A 16,430-nucleotide genomic window follows, 5' to 3' on the forward strand; every position below is an offset into this window, starting at 1 on the left:
GCCGGGGCCTGTCAGCCGCCACGCAGCCATTTCTGCCCTTCGCGCGTGCCGCCCTTGCGGGTCTTTTGCACGCGCCGGTTACGGGCCGACTGGGGATCGGCCACCAGCGGGCGATAGACCTCGACGCGGTCGCCGGCCCGCACCAGGGTATCCGGCGTCTTGAGCTTGCTGAAGATGCCGACCCGCATGGTGGCGGGATCCACCTCGGGACAAGCCTGCAGCAGGCCCGAGGCCGCGATCGCGGCGACAATGCTGGTGCCGAAGGGCACCTCGACCTCCTTCAGGAAGGCGTCGCCTGGGCGGGCATAGCAAACCGAGATGCGCACCGGAGCCGCGGTGCCGGCGTCGTGCTCAGCCATTGCCGTAGACCATTTCGGCACGCTTGACGAACGCATCGACAAACGTATTGGCGATCATGCTGAACACCGGCCCGATGATTTTCTCCAGCAGGAAGCTGGAAAACTCGTAATGCAGGTGAAATTCGATCTTGCAGGCATCCTCGCGCAACGGCGTGAAGCGCCAGGAACCGCTGAAGGTCTTGAAGGGGCCATCCTCGAACACCATATCGATCTTGGTGGGCCGCTCCTGCGTATTGCGGGTGTGGAAATACTGCTTGATGCCGTTGAAGTGGATGTAGATCTTGGCGTCGAGCATCGTCTCGGTCTGCTCGAACACCTCCACGCCACCGCACCAGGGGAGGAACTTGGGATAGTCCTCGACTTGCGTGACCAGGTTGTACATCTGCTCGGCGGAATGGCCGAGCAGCACGGATTTATGGACGTCTGCCATGTAGTGGGGAATCATGGCCCGCGCAGGCGCCGCCAGCGCCATGACGCACTGCGGAATCCACCGGAGCGGGCCGGTTTGCTAGAATCCCGATTTTAGCCCACGCGCGCGCCGACGGCACCCCGGGCGCGCACGATAGCGCCCAAACCGCGGCCTGACGGCCTTGCACGGCCCTGCAGCGTCTTTCCCCTACGTTTTTTGGTGCTTGTTTTACTTATCTCCATTTCCACTATCCGGACCGCATGACCATCGCAGACAACAAGAAAGCCTTTTTCGACTACTTCATCGAAGAGCGATATGAGGCGGGGATCGTGCTCGAGGGCTGGGAAGTCAAGGCGATCCGCGCGGGACGCGTGCAGATCAAGGAAGGCTACGTGGTCATTCGCGACGCCGAGCTGTTCCTGATCGGCGCCCATATCAGCGCGCTGAACAGCGCATCCACCCACATCTCGCCCGACGCGGTGCGCACCCGCAAGCTGCTGCTCAAGGCAGAAGAGATCAAGCGCCTGATCGGCAAGGTGGAGCAGCGCGGCTTCACGATCGTGCCGCTCAACCTGCATTACACGCGCGGACGCGTCAAATGCGAGATCGGGCTGGCCAAGGGCAAGAAGATGTTCGACAAGCGCGAAACCGAGAAGGACCGCGACTGGCAGCGGGAGAAGGCACGCATCATGAAGGGTGCGGGCAAGGAGTAAAAGACCAAGGCAGCCCGGCGGCACGCCGCATGACTGCCTGCTCTGTGCAAGCCTTCTCCTTCAAGCCCCCTCGCTTCAAGCCCCCTTCTGCTGGCCTTTGACGATCTGCAGCGCCGACGCAATCATGGTGCTCATGTCGCCAAGGTTGCCCGGCACGATCAGCGTGTTGCCCTGCTTGGCCAGATTGCCGAAGGCGCTCACGTACTCCTCGGCCACCTTCAGGTTCACCGCCTCCATGCCACCGTCCGTGCGGATGGCATGCCCGATCTTCTCGATGGCCTGCGCGTTGGCCTCCGCCACCGCCAGGATCGCCGAAGCCTCGCCCTGTGCCCGGTTGATGGCCGCCTGCCGCTCGCCTTCGGACTTCTGGATGGCGGCCTCGCGCGCGCCCGTGGCCAGGTTGATCTGCTCCTGGCGCTTGCCTTCCGACGCGGCGATCAGCGCGCGCTTTTCACGCTCGGCGGTAATCTGCGCCTGCATCGCATGCAGGATTTCCTTGGGTGGCGTGAGATCCTTGATCTCGTAGCGCAGCACCTTCACGCCCCAGCTCGCGGCGGCCTCGTCCAGCGCATTGACCACGCTGTGGTTGATGTACTCGCGCTCCTCGAAGGTCTTGTCCAGCTCCAGCTTGCCGATCACCGAGCGCAGCGTGGTCTGCGACAACTGGGTGATAGCCACCACGAAATTGCTGGACCCGTAGGATGCCTTCATCGGATCGGTTACCTGGAAATACAACACGCCGTCCACCTGCAATTGCGTGTTGTCCCTGGTGATGCAGATCTGGCTCGGCACATCGAGCGGGATTTCCTTCAGGACATGCTTGTAGGCCACGCGATCGATGAAGGGCAGCACGACAGTCAGCCCCGGCGTCAGCGTGGCGCGGTACTTGCCGAGACGTTCCAGCACCCAGGCATGTTGCTGCGGCACGATCTTGAAGCTTTGCGCCACCAGCACGATGACGGCGACCAGGATCAGCAGGGGCAGCAGGCTGCCGAAGAATTCGAACATGGGACCTCCGTGACGGGGTTGAGAAAAGCGAACTGCAAAAAACGGGGGAAACCGAGGCCGCGCCCTGCCTCGCCCTACCTTGCTCTATCGCGGGCTGACGAAGAGCGTGTTGCCGCGCACCTCGACGATGCGAAAACGCCCGGGCGCTGCCGGGCCGGCCGCCTGGAGTTCCACGTCCCAGTCGGTGCCGCGGTAACGCACGCGTGCCCGCCCGGCGTCGCCCCATGCCGACACCTCGAGTTCCTGGCCGATGTCCGGGTTGACGTTGGGATCGCGCTCCGCCGCATCGCGCCTCACGCGCCCATAGCGGGAGCGCCGCAGCGCGACAAAGCCGGCTAGCGCCACCAGCGCCGCCAGCAGGGTCTGGGCGGCTGCGCCAAGCCCGGCCAGCGCACCCAGGCCACCCGCCGCGGCGCCCAGCGCCACCATCAGCAAATACAAGGTGCCGAGGCCCAGTTCCGCGATCACCAGCACCGCGGCCAGCGCAAACCAGATGTAGTACGGCGCCATCTTTGCCTCCTTGCTTAACTGCTTACTTGCTTACGTGCTTACCTACGTTTGTCCTGGCCACGGCCAAAACAAAAAACCCCCGCAGCGCCAGGGCGCCTGCGGGGGTTCGGAACACCTGGCGCAGGGCCGGTGTACCGCTATTGTGACGTCAAATGCCTCAGGAAGCCAGTTGCTTCCAGGTATCGACCACCGAATCCGGATTCAGCGAGATCGACTTGATGCCTTCCTTGGCCAGCCACAGCGCAAAGTCCGGGTGGTCCGAGGGGCCTTGGCCGCAAATGCCAACGTACTTGTCCAGGCGCAGCGCGGTAGAGATAGCGCGCGACAGCATGAACTTGACGGCCGGGTCGCGTTCGTCGAAGTCCTTGGCCAGCAGCTCCATGCCGGAGTCCCGGTCCAGGCCCAGCGTGAGCTGGGTCAAGTCGTTCGAGCCGATCGAGAAGCCATCGAAGTACTGCAGGAACTCTTCAGCCAGGATGGCGTTGGACGGCACTTCGCACATCATGATGACGCGCAGGCCGTTCTCGCCGCGCTTCAGTCCGTGTTTGGCCAGCAGGCCGATGACCTTCTCGGCCTGGCCGAGCGTGCGCACGAACGGCACCATGATCTCGACGTTGGTCAGGCCCATGTCGTCGCGCACGCGCTTCATGGCCTTGCATTCCATCTCGAAGGCTTCGGCAAAGTCTTCGGAGATGTAGCGCGAGGCGCCACGGAAACCCAGCATGGGGTTTTCTTCGTCCGGCTCGTAGCGCGAGCCGCCGATCAGCTTCTTGTACTCGTTGGACTTGAAATCCGACAGGCGCACGATGACGGGCTTCGGGTAGAACGCCGCGCCGATGGTGGCGATGCCTTCAGCCAGCTTGTCCACGTAGAACGCACGCGGGCTGGCATGGCCACGGGCCACGCTTTCCACGGCCTTCTTCAGGTCGGCATCGACTTGCGGGTAGTCGAGGATGGCCTTCGGGTGGACACCGATGTTGTTGTTGATGATGAACTCGAGGCGGGCCAGGCCAACACCCTGGTTCGGGATCTGGCAGAAGTCGAAGGCCAGTTGCGGGTTGCCGACGTTCATCATGATCTTGACGTCGATCTCCGGCATTTCGCCGCGCTGCACTTCGGTGACCTCGGTTTCCAGCAAGCCGTCGTAGATGCGGCCTTCATCGCCCTCGGCGCACGACACCGTCACCAGCGTGCCGTCCTTGAGCAGGTCGGTGGCGTCGCCGCAGCCGACCACGGCGGGCACGCCCAGCTCGCGCGCGATGATGGCCGCGTGGCAGGTACGGCCGCCGCGGTTGGTCACGATGGCGGCGGCGCGCTTCATCACCGGTTCCCAGTTGGGATCGGTCATGTCGGCAACCAGCACGTCGCCGGGCTGCACGCGCTCCATTTCGGACGGGTCATTGATCACACGGACACGGCCGGTGCCGATCTTCTGGCCGATAGCGCGGCCGCTGGTCAGCACGGGCGCGGTGCCCTTGAGCTTGAAGCGCTGCTCTGCCTTGCCGGCGGACTGGCTCTTCACCGTTTCCGGGCGGGCCTGCAGGATGTAGATCTTGCCGTCGCGGCCGTCCTTGCCCCACTCGATGTCCATCGGGCGGCCGTAGTGCTTCTCGATGATCATCGCGTACTTGGCCAGCTCCGACACATCGGCGTCGGTGATGGAGTAGCGGTTGCGCAGTTCGATGGGCACGTCGACGGTCTTGACGCGGCCGGCTTCGCCCGGCGCGGTGAATTCCATCTTGATCAGCTTGGAGCCGATCGAGCGGCGGATGATGGGGTACTTGCCCGCTTGCAGCGTGGGCTTGAAGACGTAGAACTCGTCCGGGTTGACCGCGCCCTGCACCACCGTTTCGCCCAGGCCGTAGCTGGAGGTGATGAAGACGACATCGGGGAAGCCGGATTCGGTGTCGATGGTGAACATCACGCCTGCGGCGCCCACATCCGAGCGCACCATGCGCTGCACGCCGGCGGACAGCGCGACGATGTCGTGCGCGAAGCCCTTGTGCACGCGATAGGAAATGGCGCGGTCGTTGTACAGCGAGGCGAACACGTGGCGGATCTTGTCCAGCACATCGTCAATGCCGCTGACGTTGAGGTACGACTCCTGCTGGCCGGCGAACGATGCATCCGGCAGGTCTTCGGCGGTCGCCGACGAACGCACGGCGAACGAAGCCTCGGCGCCTTCGCGCTCCTCGGCACGCGCGTAGAACTCGCGGATTTCCTTTTCCAGGCGGGGCTGGAACGGCGCTTCGACGACCCAGCTGCGGATCTCGGCACCGGCTTCGGCCAGGGCCTTGACGTCGTCGACGTTGAGGGCCTTCAGGCGATCGGAAATGCGTTGGGTCAGGTTGCTATGAGCGAGGAAGTCGCGGAAAGCCAGCGAAGTGGTGGCAAAGCCGCCGGGCACACGCACGCCAGCTTCGGCCAGCTGCGAGATCATCTCGCCGAGCGACGAGTTCTTGCCGCCCACGGTTTCCACATCTTCCTTGCGCAACTGCTCGAACGGCAGCAGGTATGCGCCGTCAATTGCCGGGTTGTTCATAAAAGCCTCAAAACAAAGTAAGAAACCTGTTGCTGACGCCCGGAATATTGTTGGAGTTCTGCTACCGGACGGATCGCTTGGCTAAACAGCCCCAGCGGCTCACAATCGGTGTGCGATCGTGATTGCTGCAGCGCACATTGTTGACAATTCGTGGCCGAATCGTTGTGCCAACAGCGCTGGCGGAATTGCTTAGCGAAAAGATCGCCGCTATTCTACCGTGCCGCACCGCACTTTCGCGGAACGCGGATTCAAAAATAATTGTCCATACATGTCCCTCCCCGACGCTCCCCAGCCCGACGCTCCCGCCGCGCCCCTTGCGCCGCAGCACCCCCAGGAACCGCGTAAGGAGGAGGAGCGCCCCGCCATCCGCACGGTCTTTATCGTCTCCGATGGCACCGGCATTACCGCCGAGACCTTCAGCCACTCGATCCTGGCCCAGTTCGAGATGCGTTTCCGCAAGGTGCGCATGCCGTTCGTCGACACGCCCGAAAAAGCGCACATCGCGGTGGGCAAGATCAACGAGGCCTTCTACGCGGAAGGCGTGCAGCCCATCGTCTTCACCACCCTGGTCAACCAGGAGTCGAACAAGGCGATCCGCCGCGCCAAGGCCATGATCCTGGACATGTTCCAGACCTTTATCGAGCCGCTGGAAAAGGAACTCGGGCTGAAGTCCACCCATGCGATCGGACGTTTTCACCAGAACGCGGACACCGAGGCCTACCAGAACCGCATCGAGGCGATCAACTTCTCGCTCGCGCATGACGATGGCCAGTCGCACAAGAACCTGGCCGAGGCCGACATCATCCTGGTGGGCGTGTCGCGCAGCGGCAAGACCCCGACCAGCCTTTACCTGGCCATGCAGTACGGGCTGAAGGCGGCCAATTACCCGTTGATTCCCGACGACTTCGAGCGCGGCAAGCTGCCTACCGCACTCTACGCGTTCAAGAGCAAGATCTTCGGGCTGTCGATCAACCCGCAGCGCCTGGCCGAGATCCGCAATGAGCGGCGCCCGGGCAGCAAGTACGCTGCGCCGGAAAACTGCCGCTACGAGGTCAACGAGGCCGAGGCCATGATGCGCCGCGAGGGCATCAAGTGGCTGTCGTCCACCCACAAGTCGATCGAAGAGATCGCCACCACGATCCTGCAGGAGATCAAGGTGGACCGCGACAGCAACTATTGAGTCAGGCTGACGCCGCGCGGCGGGCGCGCAGGCCCGTCAGTGCGGCGAAGTGGTGGCAGGCTTAACCAGGGCGGCGCTGCCGCACCGCTTCGAACAGGCAGATCGCCGTCGCGGCCGCCACATTCAGCGATTCCAGCCCGCCCGGCTGGGGAATGCCCACCGTGCGGCTGACCTTGGCCATCCATTCCGGGCTCACGCCCGCGCCTTCATTGCCGACCACCCAGCCTACAGGTGCGCGCAGATCGGTGTCGAACACGGCTGCCTGCGCGTGCGAGGACGTGGCCAGCAGCGGCACCGCCAGGCGCGGCGCCAGCATGTCGAGCGTGCAGTGCTCGACAATGTTCAGGTGGAAATTGGCGCCCATGGCGGCCCGCAGGGTCTTGGTGGACCAGGCGAAGGCGCTGCCCGTGACGAGGAAGGCGTGCTGGATGCCTGCGGCCGCAGCGCTGCGCAGGATAGAGCCGACGTTGCCGGCATCCTGGACGCCGTCCAGGATGATGCAATCGGTGTCGATATGCGACGGCAAGTGGCCGGAGGGCGTATCGATGACCAGCATCAGGTCGATGCCGTTGACCACGCCGGCGATCAGATCGAACAAGGCATCCGCCAGCAGGACCACGCGCTCGGGCTCAATCTGCCTGAGCAGCTGCGCCACCTCGGCATGATCGTAGTGCCGCTCCGACACCACGCACTGCACCGGCTGGCCCAGCGCGTCCAGGTAGGCTTGCGCCAGGTGCACGCCATCCAGCACCGACTGCCCCGCCTTGCGGCGTGCATGCGTGGAACCAGTCAGTGCCTTGAGGTGCTTGAACAGCGCGTTTTCGCGCGACGTGACGTGTTTCACTGTAGCGGCTCCGGGAATGCTGGCGCCGGGATGGCGGCCACGGGCGCGATCCGCCCCATCGCGATGGCTTCGCGCACGGGCGCAAACGAGCGCCGGTGGTGCGGCGTGGCGCCGAACTCGGTGAGCGCGGCCAGGTGCTGCGGCGTGCCGTAACCGGCGTGGGCATCGAAGCCGTACTGCGGGTATGCGGCATGCAGCACCAGCAACTCGCGGTCTCGCGCCACCTTGGCGAGGATGGAAGCCGCCGAGATGGCCTGCACCTTGGCATCGCCTTTCACGATGGCCTCGACCGCAAAGCGCACCTGCGGGCAGCGGTTGCCGTCGACCTGCACCAGGTCCGGCTCCAGGCCGGAATCAGCCAGGCCATGCACGGCACGCTGCATGGCCAGCATGGTGGCATGCAGGATGTTGATCGTGTCGATTTCTTCCACCGAAGCCTGGGCGATATGCCAGCCCAGGGCGCGCTCGCGAATCTCGTCGAACAGCGCCTCGCGGCGGCGCGCGGTCAGCACCTTGGAGTCCGCCAGGCCCTGGATCGGGCGGGCCGGATCCAGCACCACGGCGGCGGCATAGACCGGGCCGGCCAGCGGGCCCCTGCCCGCTTCGTCCACGCCGCACAAGTGGCGTGCCTGCGCGGCGGTGCCGGCCAGGTCAAAGCCGAGCTGGGCCGCATCGCCCTTCGCGGTGGCTGTGGGTCGGCGCGCCATTACACGCCCCTCCGCTGCCGGATCAGGTCGGCGACCACGGCCGAAGCGATCTCGGCGGTATTGCGTTTAAGCGTCTGGTGCATCTGGGTGAAATGGTCCCGCAGGAACGCGGTATTGCCTTCGTCGTTCAACTGCAGCAGCGTCTCGCGCGCCAATGCCTCGGGCGTGGCGTCATCCTGCAACAACTCGGGCACGACAAAACGCCCGGACAGGATGTTGGGCAGGCCCACATACGGCAGATAACCCTGCCGCTTCATGATCTGCGCGGTCAGCCAGGGCACCTTGTACGAAATCACCATGGGCTTCTTGTACAGCGCGGCCTCCAGCGTGGCGGTACCGCTAGCCAGCAGGATCACGTCGGCGGCTTCCATGGCCAGGTGAGACTGCCCGTCGACGACGGTCAGCGGGATCTGCGGATACTGCTGGTGCAGGCCCGCGACGATCTCTCGCAGCGGCGCGCTGGCAACCGGCAGCACAAAGGCGAGATTGCCGTCCATGCTGTGCATGCGCGCCATGGCCGCGAAGAAAGTCGCGCCCAGGTTGCGCACCTCGGACTGCCGGCTACCGGGCAGCACGGCCACCACGCGCGGCCCGGCCGGCAGGCCAAGCTTCTCGCGGGCGCCCTGCGTGTCCGGCACCATCGGGATCACGTCGGCCAGCGGATGGCCCACATAGGTGGCGGGAATCCCGGCGCGGGCGTAGATCTCCGGCTCGAACGGAAACAGGCACAGGATGTGGTCGACCGCGCGCGCGATGGTGCGGATGCGCCCGCCGCGCCAGGCCCAGATCGACGGGCTGACGAAGTGCACCACCGGAATGCCGGCACGGCGCAGTGGCACTTCGAGCCCGAAGTTGAAATCCGGCGCGTCCACGCCGATGAAGCACAGCGGCGGCTGCGCCAGCAGCTTTTCCTTGATGGCGCGGCGCGTGGCGAGAATCTCGCGCAGCGAGCCCAGCACCTCCACGTAGCCGTTGACCGAGAGGGTGTCCATCGGCCATTGCGACTCGAACCCCTGCGCCATCATGCGGGGGCCGCCAATGCCGGCATAACTCACTTCACCGAGGCGGGCCTTGAGCCCGCCCATCAGCAGGGAGGCAAGCAGGTCGCCGGAGTTCTCGCCAGCCACCATGGCAATGGTGCCGCGATTGCCCGCACCCGCCGCAACCGGCGTGGCCTCCATGGCCGGTAGGACACCGTCGACCATGGCTGTATCCGGCTTCAGCGCACAATGCCGCGCTGCGTGGCGGCAATGAAGTCGAGGAAATCCTGCAACGCAGCCGTGGCGGTGCCTTCGGCCTGCGCAATCAGTTGCGCGATCTCGTTGCGGGCGGCTTCAAAGCTCAGGTCGGACTTGTACAGTACCTTGTAAGCCTGGCGCAGGGCCGCGATCTGCGCGGCGTCAAAGCCACGGCGGCGCATGCCTTCCACGTTGATGCCGTGCGGCGTAGCCTTATTGCCGCCCTTGTCGCCAGCGGCGATCACGAACGGCGGCAGGTCCTGCACCAGGGCAGAGGCGCCGCCCAGCATGGCGTGCGCGCCGATGCGCACGAACTGGTGCACCCCGCTCATCCCGCCAAGAATGGCCCAGTCGCCCACCTGCACGTGGCCGGCGATCTGCGCGTTGCTGGAGAACACCGTGTGATTGCCCACCTGGCAATCGTGCGCGATGTGCACGTAGGCCATGATCCAGTTGTCGTCGCCGATGCTGGTCACGCCCTGGTCCTGCACCGTGCCGGTGTGGATGGTGGTGAATTCGCGAATGGTATTGCGATCACCGATCACAAGCCGGGTCGGCTCGTTGCGGTACTTCATGTCCTGCGGCGTGCCGCCCACCGAAGCGTAAGGCCCGATGCGGTTATCCGCGCCAACGGTGGTATGCCCTTCGATGGTGGTATGCGCGCCCACCTGGGTACCGCTGCCAAGGCGCACGTTGGGACCCACGATGGAAAACGGCCCGACGGTCACGTCGGCTGCAAGCTCGGCCTTCGGGTCAACCAGTGCGCTGGGATGGATTTGCGTCATGCGTCCTGTCCTATGGTCTGAGATGAAAAGATTGAACGGTCAACACAGTGAGCCAAATACGTCCAAGACCTGCCCAGGGCGTAGCCCCGAAGGCAGGTTTCTTAGTCGGCTTGTTTGACGGTGCACATCAACTCAGCTTCACAAGCCACCTTGTCGTCGACGGTGGCAAATGCCTTGAACTTCCAGATGCCGCGGATATAGCGCTCGACAGATACCGTCATGTGCAGCTGGTCGCCCGGCGTCACGACCTGCTTGAAGCGCGCGCCGTCGATGCCGACCAAGTAATACAGCGAGTCTTCCTTGCGCTCTACGTCTTCGCCGAAGGTCAGCAAGCCGGCCGACTGCGCCAGCGCTTCGAGGATCATCACACCCGGCATTACGGGGTGACCCGGGAAATGGCCCTGGAAGTACGGCTCGTTCATGGTGACGTTCTTCAGCGTTTTGATACGCTTTTGCGGCTCCAGTTCAAGCACGCGGTCTACCATCAGGAACGGGTAACGATGCGGCAGCAGCTTGAGGATCTTGCGGATGTCGATATCGACGGCGTTCATGGTTTTTTCTCTTCGGTATGCTGGATAGATTTGCCGGCGTCCTGCCCTTGCAAGCGCTTCTCGAGCTGGATCACGCGATCGCGCAATTTGCTCAGGCCTCGCAAGGTGGCTGCGGTGCGTTCCCACTCGCCATGCGGCTGGACCGGGAACACGCTGGTGAAATGCCCGCCGGGCTTGGAAATGGATTTAGTGATCGAAGTGCCACCGGACACCGTGGTGCGGTCGGCAATGTTCAGGTGGCCGGCAAAGTTGGCAGACCCCCCGATCACGCAGAAGCGCCCGACCTTGGTACTGCCGGCAATCGCTGCGCATCCCGCGATCACAGTATGCGCGCCCACCCGCACGTTATGCGCGATCTGTACCTGGTTGTCGAGCTTGCAGCCGTCCTCGATGACCGTGTCGGCCATGGCGCCGCGGTCGATGGCGGTATTGGCGCCGACCTCGACGTCATTGCCCAGCACAGCGCGGCCGGTCTGGGGAATCTTGACGTACTCGACGCCAGCCGGGCCAATGTCCGGGGCAAAGCCGAAGCCATCCGCCCCCAGCACCACACCGCTGTGCAGTATGCACCTCATGCCCACCACGCATTGGTGATAGATCGAGACATTGGCGTAGATCAGCGTGTCATCGCCAATCTGCGCCCCGGCGCCGACAAAGCCGTTGGCCAGGATACGCACCCGCTCGCCTAGCCGGGCCCCACTCTCGATCACCACGTTGGGGCCAATAAAGCAGGACGCCGGCACCACGGCATCGGGCGCCACGCTGGCGCGCGGGTCGATGCCGGTACGGTGGTCGGTATTGGCGCGGCGATCGAACCCCTGCGCGATTCGCGCAAAGCACACGTAGGGATTGCGTGCCACCAGCCAGTTGCGGCCGTCGGCCTGCCCTTCGGCGCGAATGCGCTCCAGGTCGGTCGCCGACACAATCACGGCGCCGGCGCCGGAGGCCAGCGCCTGCGGCAGGTACAGGGGATTCGAGAGAAACGAGAGCTGGTCGGGACCGGCCTGGTCGAGCGGCGCGAGGCCGCGCACGGCGAGGTCGGGATCACCCACAACCTGCGCGCCGGTATCGGTGGCGAGCTGACCCAGTGTGGGTGTTTGCATGGCAGTACTTCCTTGGACGGCGAAAACTGGCAGCTTACTTGCTGCCGGCGTTCAACGCTTTCATCACATCGTCGGTAATGTCGATGCGAGGATTGACGTACACGGCCTCTTGCACGATCAGGTCGTACTTGCGCTGCTCCGCAAGCTGACGGATCACGCGGTTGGCGCGCTCGAGCACCTGGGCCAGTTCCTCATTGCGGCGCTGGTTCAGGTCCTCGCGGAATTCACGTTGCTTGCGCTGGAATTCGCGATCGAGATCGGCCACTTCGCGTTGACGGCGCTGGCGGTCGGCATCGGCCAGCACGGCGGTGTCCTTGTCGAGCTTGTCGGCCATGCCCTTGATCTTCTGGGCCATGTCCTGCAACTCGCGGTCGCGCTTGGAGAACTCCTGTTCCAGCTTGACCTGGGCCTGCTTGGCAGGCACCGAATCACGCAGGATACGCTCGGAATTGACCGCGGCGATGCGCGCTTCCTGCGCCGTGGCGGGCGCGGCTGCCAGCAGCGCACCAACCGTCAGCGCAGCCGCCGTCAGGCTTTTGATCAGTGGGAATGTTGTTTTCATGAATCCGTTCCTCAATCTTCTATCTTCTATGCCCGATCAGAACGCAGTACCGATCTGGAACTGGAAGCGCTGCACCTTGTCGGTCTCATCCTTCTTCAGCGGGAAGCCCACGCTGATCTTGAGCGGACCGATCGGCGAGAGCCAGGACATGCCCAGGCCCGTCGAATACTTGAGCTGGCTGAACAGTATCGGGGCCCCTTCCTCGTACACGTTACCAAAGTCGAAGAAGGTGAACAGGCGCAGGGTCCGGTCCACGCCAGAGCCCGGCAGCGGGAAGATGAATTCGACGTTGCCGATCATCTTGGAAGCGCCACCAATCGGGTTGCCGTTCTGGTCCTTCTTGCCCAGCGTACTGGTCTGGTAGCCGCGAACCGAACCGATACCACCGGCGTAGAAGTTCTTGAACACCGGGAACGGCGTGTTGCCATAGCCGTGACCGTAAGCCACTTCACCGTTGAAGGCCAGCGTGAAGGCCTTGGACAGCGGATAGAAATATTGCTGCTGGGCACTGGCGCGATAGTACTGCGTATCGCCGCCGGGCACGCCCACTTCAAGGTTGACCTGCGTGTAGGGTCCCTTGGTGGGGACCAGCGCGCTGTCGCGGCGATCGCGGGCCCAGCCGATCGTGAACGGGAAGTTGTTGATCGGATCGCCGCTCGACTTGCCGATCTTGTTCAGCCACTGGCCGTACTGGATCGGCGTGTTCGGCGAAATGGTCACCTGGGTGCGCTCGTAGCCGATACCGAAGAACACGGTATCGGTTTCCGTAAACGGCACGCCGAACTTGACGTTGCCGCCTTCCGATACGATCTTGTAGTCCTGGTCACCGGTGTAGTACAGCGGCCGCGACGTACGGTAGTAGATATCGGTTGAGCGGCTGATGCCGTCCACCGTGAAATACGGGTCGTACTGCGTCAGCGAGATCGTGCGGAAGGACTTCGCGGTGTTCACGTCCAGGCCCAGGCTGGTACCCGACCCGAACACGTTGTCCTGGCGCAGGCCGGCTTGCAGCACCAGCTTGTCCGTGGAGGAGAAGCCCAGGCCCAGGCTGATCTGCCCGGTCGGCTTCTCGGTCACGTTGACGTTGACATCGACCTGGTCGGGCGCGCCGGGCACGTCCTCGGTGGTGATGTTTGTGTCGGTGAAGTAGCCGGTACGGTTGATACGGGCCTGCGATTGCGTCAGCTTTTCGCTGTCGAACCACGAGCTTTCCATCTGGCGCATTTCGCGGCGCACCACTTCGTCGCGCGTCTTGCTGTTGCCCACCACGTTGACGCGGCGCACATAGACGCGACGGCCAGGATCGACCATCAGGGTCAGCGCGACTTCACGCTTTTCCTTGTCGATCTGCGGCTGCGGGTTGATGGTGGTGAACGCGTAGCCGTAGGTGCCCAGCAGGTCGGTAATGGCCTTGGTGCTCTGGGTCAGCTTCTCGGACGAGAAGACCTCGCCCTTCTGCAGCTTGAGCAGCTTTTCCATCTCGGCCTGCTTGCCGAGCAGCTCGCCCGCCAGGCGGATATCCGACACCTTGTACTGGTCGCCTTCCTTGATGTTCAGCGTCAGGAAGATGTCCTTCTTGTCCGGCGTGATCGACACCTGCGTCGATTCGATGGCGAACTCGAGGTAGCCACGGTTCAGATAGTACGAACGCAGTGCTTCCAGGTCGGCGGTGAGCTTCTGCTTGGAATACAGGTCGTTCTTGGTGTACCAGGACAGCCAGTTCGGAGTCGACAGCTGCATTTCATCGCGCAGCGTGCTTTCCTTGAAGGCCTTGTTGCCGACGATATTGATCTGGCGGATCTTGGCCACCGGACCTTCGTCGACATTGAACACCACCGACACGCGGTTGCGGTCGACCGGGGTGATCGTGGTCTGGACGTCGGCGGCATAGTAGCCACGCGCCACGTACTGACGCTTGAGCTCCTGCTCTGCCTTGTCGATCAGGGCCTTATCGTAGTACCGGGCCTCGGCCACGCCCACCGCGCGCAACGAGCGGCGCAGGGTGTCCTTGTCGAATTCCTTGATGCCGACGAATTCGAGCTGGGAAATGGCGGGACGTTCTTCCACCTGGACCACCAGCACGCCGTCCTCGGAACGGATCTGGACGTCCTTGAAGAACCCGGTGTTATACAGGGCACGAATGGCGTCCGCGCCCTTGTCGTCGCTGAAGGTTTCGCCGACCTTGACCGGCAGGTAGCCGAACACCGTACCCGGCTCGACCCGCTGCAGGCCCTCGACACGAATGTCCTTGACGACGAATGGCTCCGCGGCCCAACTCACTGGGGTCCAGGCTGCGATGATGGCACTCGCCAGCACGCCCAGCGAGATGCGCTTATGTCTGATCAATCTTGATCCCCTCTTTGATTCCATGCAGGATTGGGCTCCGATGCTTCACGGGGCTGCGCCTTGGCTCGGCAGGCGCGGGGTGTCAGTGACACCCGCACGCCGCAGCCGGCAACCTATGTCTAGCCGCGCGCTAAAAACAGCCGGCTGACATCGTTGAACAAGGCGAGCGAAGTCAGGAGCAAGACGCAGGCGATGCCGACCTTCTGCAGCACAGCCTGCCAGTGGTCTGGTACGGGCCTGCCAGTCAAAAATTCAACGCAATAATACAGCAAATGCCCCCCATCCAATACCGGAATAGGTAACAAATTCAATACACCGAGGCTAACACTGACCAACGCCAGGAAGCCGACAAAGGGCTGCCAGCCGAGGTGGGCGGCGCGCCCCGCGTAGTCCGCCACGGTCAGCGGGCCGCTCAGGTTCTGCAGCGAAGCCTGCCCCACCAGCATCTTTCCGAGCAGCTTGAGCGAGAGCGCGCTGGTGCTCCAGACCTGCCCGACCGCGCGGCTCAGCGCCTCGACCGGCTGGTAGCGCACAGTTTCCATCTCGACCGCCTGGCTCAGCGCGGCGCCCAGCTTGCCAGTGGCGGCGGCTGCCGCGCTGGCGCCCTGCGCCGCGGGAACCGTATCGAGCTTCACGGGCACATCCAGGCGCCGGCCCTCCCGCTCGATGCCAAGCGTGACCTCGGCGCCGGGCTGCGCCCTGACCCCGCGGATCAGTTCGCCAGCCTGGGTCAGCGGGTGTCCTTGCCAGGCCACCACGCGATCGCCCTGGCGCAGGCCGGCGCGTTGCGCAGCGGAGTCCGGCAGGACTTCAGTGATCGTCACCGGCCCGCCCTTGAGGGCCAGCCCCAGGGTGGCAAGCGGGTCTTGTTCGGGATTGCCGCCGGTATTCGGCAACCGCGGCAGCTTCACATCGCGCTCGGCGCCATCGGCAGCGCGCACGTGCAGCACCGCGCTGGCGTCGCCAAAGCCCTGGGCGAACACGGCCATGCGCAGGTCGTTCCAGGAACGCACCTGCTCGGTCTCGCCATTGGCCTGCAGCGCCAACACGCGGTCGCCCTCGCGCAAGCCCGCCGCAGCCGCGGGGGTGCCGGCAGGCGGCGCCGCGACGATGGGCGCGGCCTCGCGCATGCCGCCGGCAAACAGCACGAAATACAGCACGATGGCCAGCGCAAAGTTGGCCAGCGGACCAGCCGCCACAATCGCGAAGCGCTTGGCCACCGGTTGCCGGTTGAAGGCGCGTGGCAGGTCCGCGGGATCGAGCGGCGCGTCATGGCCCGGATCGCTCTCCCGCTCATCGAGCATCTTGACGTAGCCGCCGAGCGGAATCGCGGCGATGGTCCACTCGGTACGGTCCCGCCCCTTGGACACCCAGCGCACCAGCGGCCGCCCGAAGCCGATCGAGAAGCGCAGCACCTTGACCCCGCACAGGCGCGCGGCCAGGTAGTGACCCATTTCATGGAAATAGATCAGGATGCAAAGGGCGGCGACGAAAGCAATTACGGTTTGCATGGCAGGCAGCTTGTCGTCAGGGGCTGGAACGCCCCGATGGCACAAAGTAGACGCCGGGCACG

16 protein-coding genes are annotated in these 16,430 nt (G+C 64.2%); 2 read left to right on the forward strand and 14 right to left on the reverse strand.

Going from position 1 to position 16,430, the window contains the following annotated elements; all coding sequences use genetic code 11:
* Nucleotides 1–11: 11 nt before the first annotated feature.
* Together AC1RQC_RS01120 and AC1RQC_RS01125 are read right to left on the reverse strand one after the other, a co-directional pair.
* Nucleotides 12–359, reverse strand: coding sequence for an RnfH family protein (locus tag AC1RQC_RS01120; RefSeq protein ID WP_492371712.1), 348 nt, complete (start codon nt 357–359; stop codon nt 12–14).
* Complete coding sequence (locus AC1RQC_RS01125; protein WP_150983478.1) at nt 352–789, reverse strand: type II toxin-antitoxin system RatA family toxin; 438 nt, start codon at nt 787–789, stop codon at nt 352–354. Before AC1RQC_RS01125 ends, AC1RQC_RS01120 begins: the two co-directional genes overlap by 8 nt.
* Before the next feature lie 239 nt (nt 790–1,028).
* On the opposite strand from AC1RQC_RS01125, the gene smpB reads away from it, so the two are divergent.
* A complete protein-coding gene (smpB, locus tag AC1RQC_RS01130; protein WP_006164727.1) occupies nt 1,029–1,481 on the forward strand; it encodes an SsrA-binding protein SmpB in 453 nt (150 codons plus the stop codon).
* Between the two features lie 75 nt (nt 1,482–1,556).
* Here the strand turns inward: smpB and AC1RQC_RS01135 are convergent, their stop codons facing one another.
* From AC1RQC_RS01135 to ppsA, 3 genes are all read right to left on the reverse strand, one after another.
* Nucleotides 1,557–2,489 (reverse strand): SPFH domain-containing protein, encoded by a 933-nt coding sequence (locus AC1RQC_RS01135; protein ID WP_459371101.1) that lies wholly within the window; start codon nt 2,487–2,489, stop codon nt 1,557–1,559.
* A gap of 84 nt (nt 2,490–2,573) precedes the next feature.
* A complete protein-coding gene (locus AC1RQC_RS01140) occupies nt 2,574–2,999 on the reverse strand; it encodes an NfeD family protein (protein ID WP_492882302.1) in 426 nt (141 codons plus the stop codon).
* A gap of 157 nt (nt 3,000–3,156) precedes the next feature.
* Nucleotides 3,157–5,541 (reverse strand): phosphoenolpyruvate synthase, encoded by a 2,385-nt coding sequence (gene ppsA / locus AC1RQC_RS01145; RefSeq protein ID WP_492371710.1) that lies wholly within the window; start codon nt 5,539–5,541, stop codon nt 3,157–3,159.
* A 268-nt stretch (nt 5,542–5,809) separates the two neighbouring features.
* Between ppsA and ppsR the strand changes: the two genes are divergently transcribed.
* A complete protein-coding gene (ppsR, locus tag AC1RQC_RS01150; RefSeq protein WP_301542523.1) occupies nt 5,810–6,721 on the forward strand; it encodes a posphoenolpyruvate synthetase regulatory kinase/phosphorylase PpsR in 912 nt (303 codons plus the stop codon).
* Between the two features lie 61 nt (nt 6,722–6,782).
* Here the strand turns inward: ppsR and AC1RQC_RS01155 are convergent, their stop codons facing one another.
* From AC1RQC_RS01155 to rseP, 9 genes are all read right to left on the reverse strand, one after another.
* Complete coding sequence (locus tag AC1RQC_RS01155) at nt 6,783–7,565, reverse strand: TrmH family RNA methyltransferase (protein ID WP_416048775.1); 783 nt, start codon at nt 7,563–7,565, stop codon at nt 6,783–6,785.
* Nucleotides 7,562–8,272: a ribonuclease HII gene (gene rnhB, locus AC1RQC_RS01160; protein ID WP_492371709.1), complete on the reverse strand. Its 711-nt coding sequence runs from the start codon at nt 8,270–8,272 to the stop codon at nt 7,562–7,564. Before rnhB ends, AC1RQC_RS01155 begins: the two co-directional genes overlap by 4 nt.
* The gene (gene lpxB / locus AC1RQC_RS01165; RefSeq protein WP_492371708.1) at nt 8,272–9,477 is read right to left on the reverse strand and encodes a lipid-A-disaccharide synthase; all 1,206 of its coding nucleotides are present in this window, start codon (nt 9,475–9,477) and stop codon (nt 8,272–8,274) included. Before lpxB ends, rnhB begins: the two co-directional genes overlap by 1 nt.
* A gap of 14 nt (nt 9,478–9,491) precedes the next feature.
* Entirely contained in the window at nt 9,492–10,295 is an 804-nt protein-coding gene (gene lpxA / locus AC1RQC_RS01170; RefSeq protein WP_492371707.1) for an acyl-ACP--UDP-N-acetylglucosamine O-acyltransferase, read from the reverse strand.
* Between the two features lie 101 nt (nt 10,296–10,396).
* Entirely contained in the window at nt 10,397–10,846 is a 450-nt protein-coding gene (fabZ, locus tag AC1RQC_RS01175; RefSeq protein WP_150983486.1) for a 3-hydroxyacyl-ACP dehydratase FabZ, read from the reverse strand.
* Nucleotides 10,843–11,949: a UDP-3-O-(3-hydroxymyristoyl)glucosamine N-acyltransferase gene (lpxD, locus tag AC1RQC_RS01180; RefSeq protein WP_492882303.1), complete on the reverse strand. Its 1,107-nt coding sequence runs from the start codon at nt 11,947–11,949 to the stop codon at nt 10,843–10,845. The genes fabZ and lpxD overlap by 4 nt, the downstream gene beginning before the upstream one ends.
* Before the next feature lie 34 nt (nt 11,950–11,983).
* On the reverse strand, nt 11,984–12,511 hold the full coding sequence (locus AC1RQC_RS01185; protein WP_492371705.1) for an OmpH/Skp family outer membrane protein: 528 nt from the start codon (nt 12,509–12,511) through the stop codon (nt 11,984–11,986).
* Nucleotides 12,512–12,547: 36 nt separating this feature from the next.
* The gene (gene bamA / locus AC1RQC_RS01190) at nt 12,548–14,881 is read right to left on the reverse strand and encodes an outer membrane protein assembly factor BamA (protein WP_492371704.1); all 2,334 of its coding nucleotides are present in this window, start codon (nt 14,879–14,881) and stop codon (nt 12,548–12,550) included.
* Between the two features lie 95 nt (nt 14,882–14,976).
* Nucleotides 14,977–16,368, reverse strand: a complete 1,392-nt coding sequence (gene rseP / locus AC1RQC_RS01195; RefSeq protein ID WP_492808589.1) for an RIP metalloprotease RseP — start codon at nt 16,366–16,368, stop codon at nt 14,977–14,979.
* Nucleotides 16,369–16,430 lie beyond the last annotated feature (62 nt).

The sequence above is a fragment of the Cupriavidus sp. GW822-FHT03E04 genome (assembly GCF_058801495.1).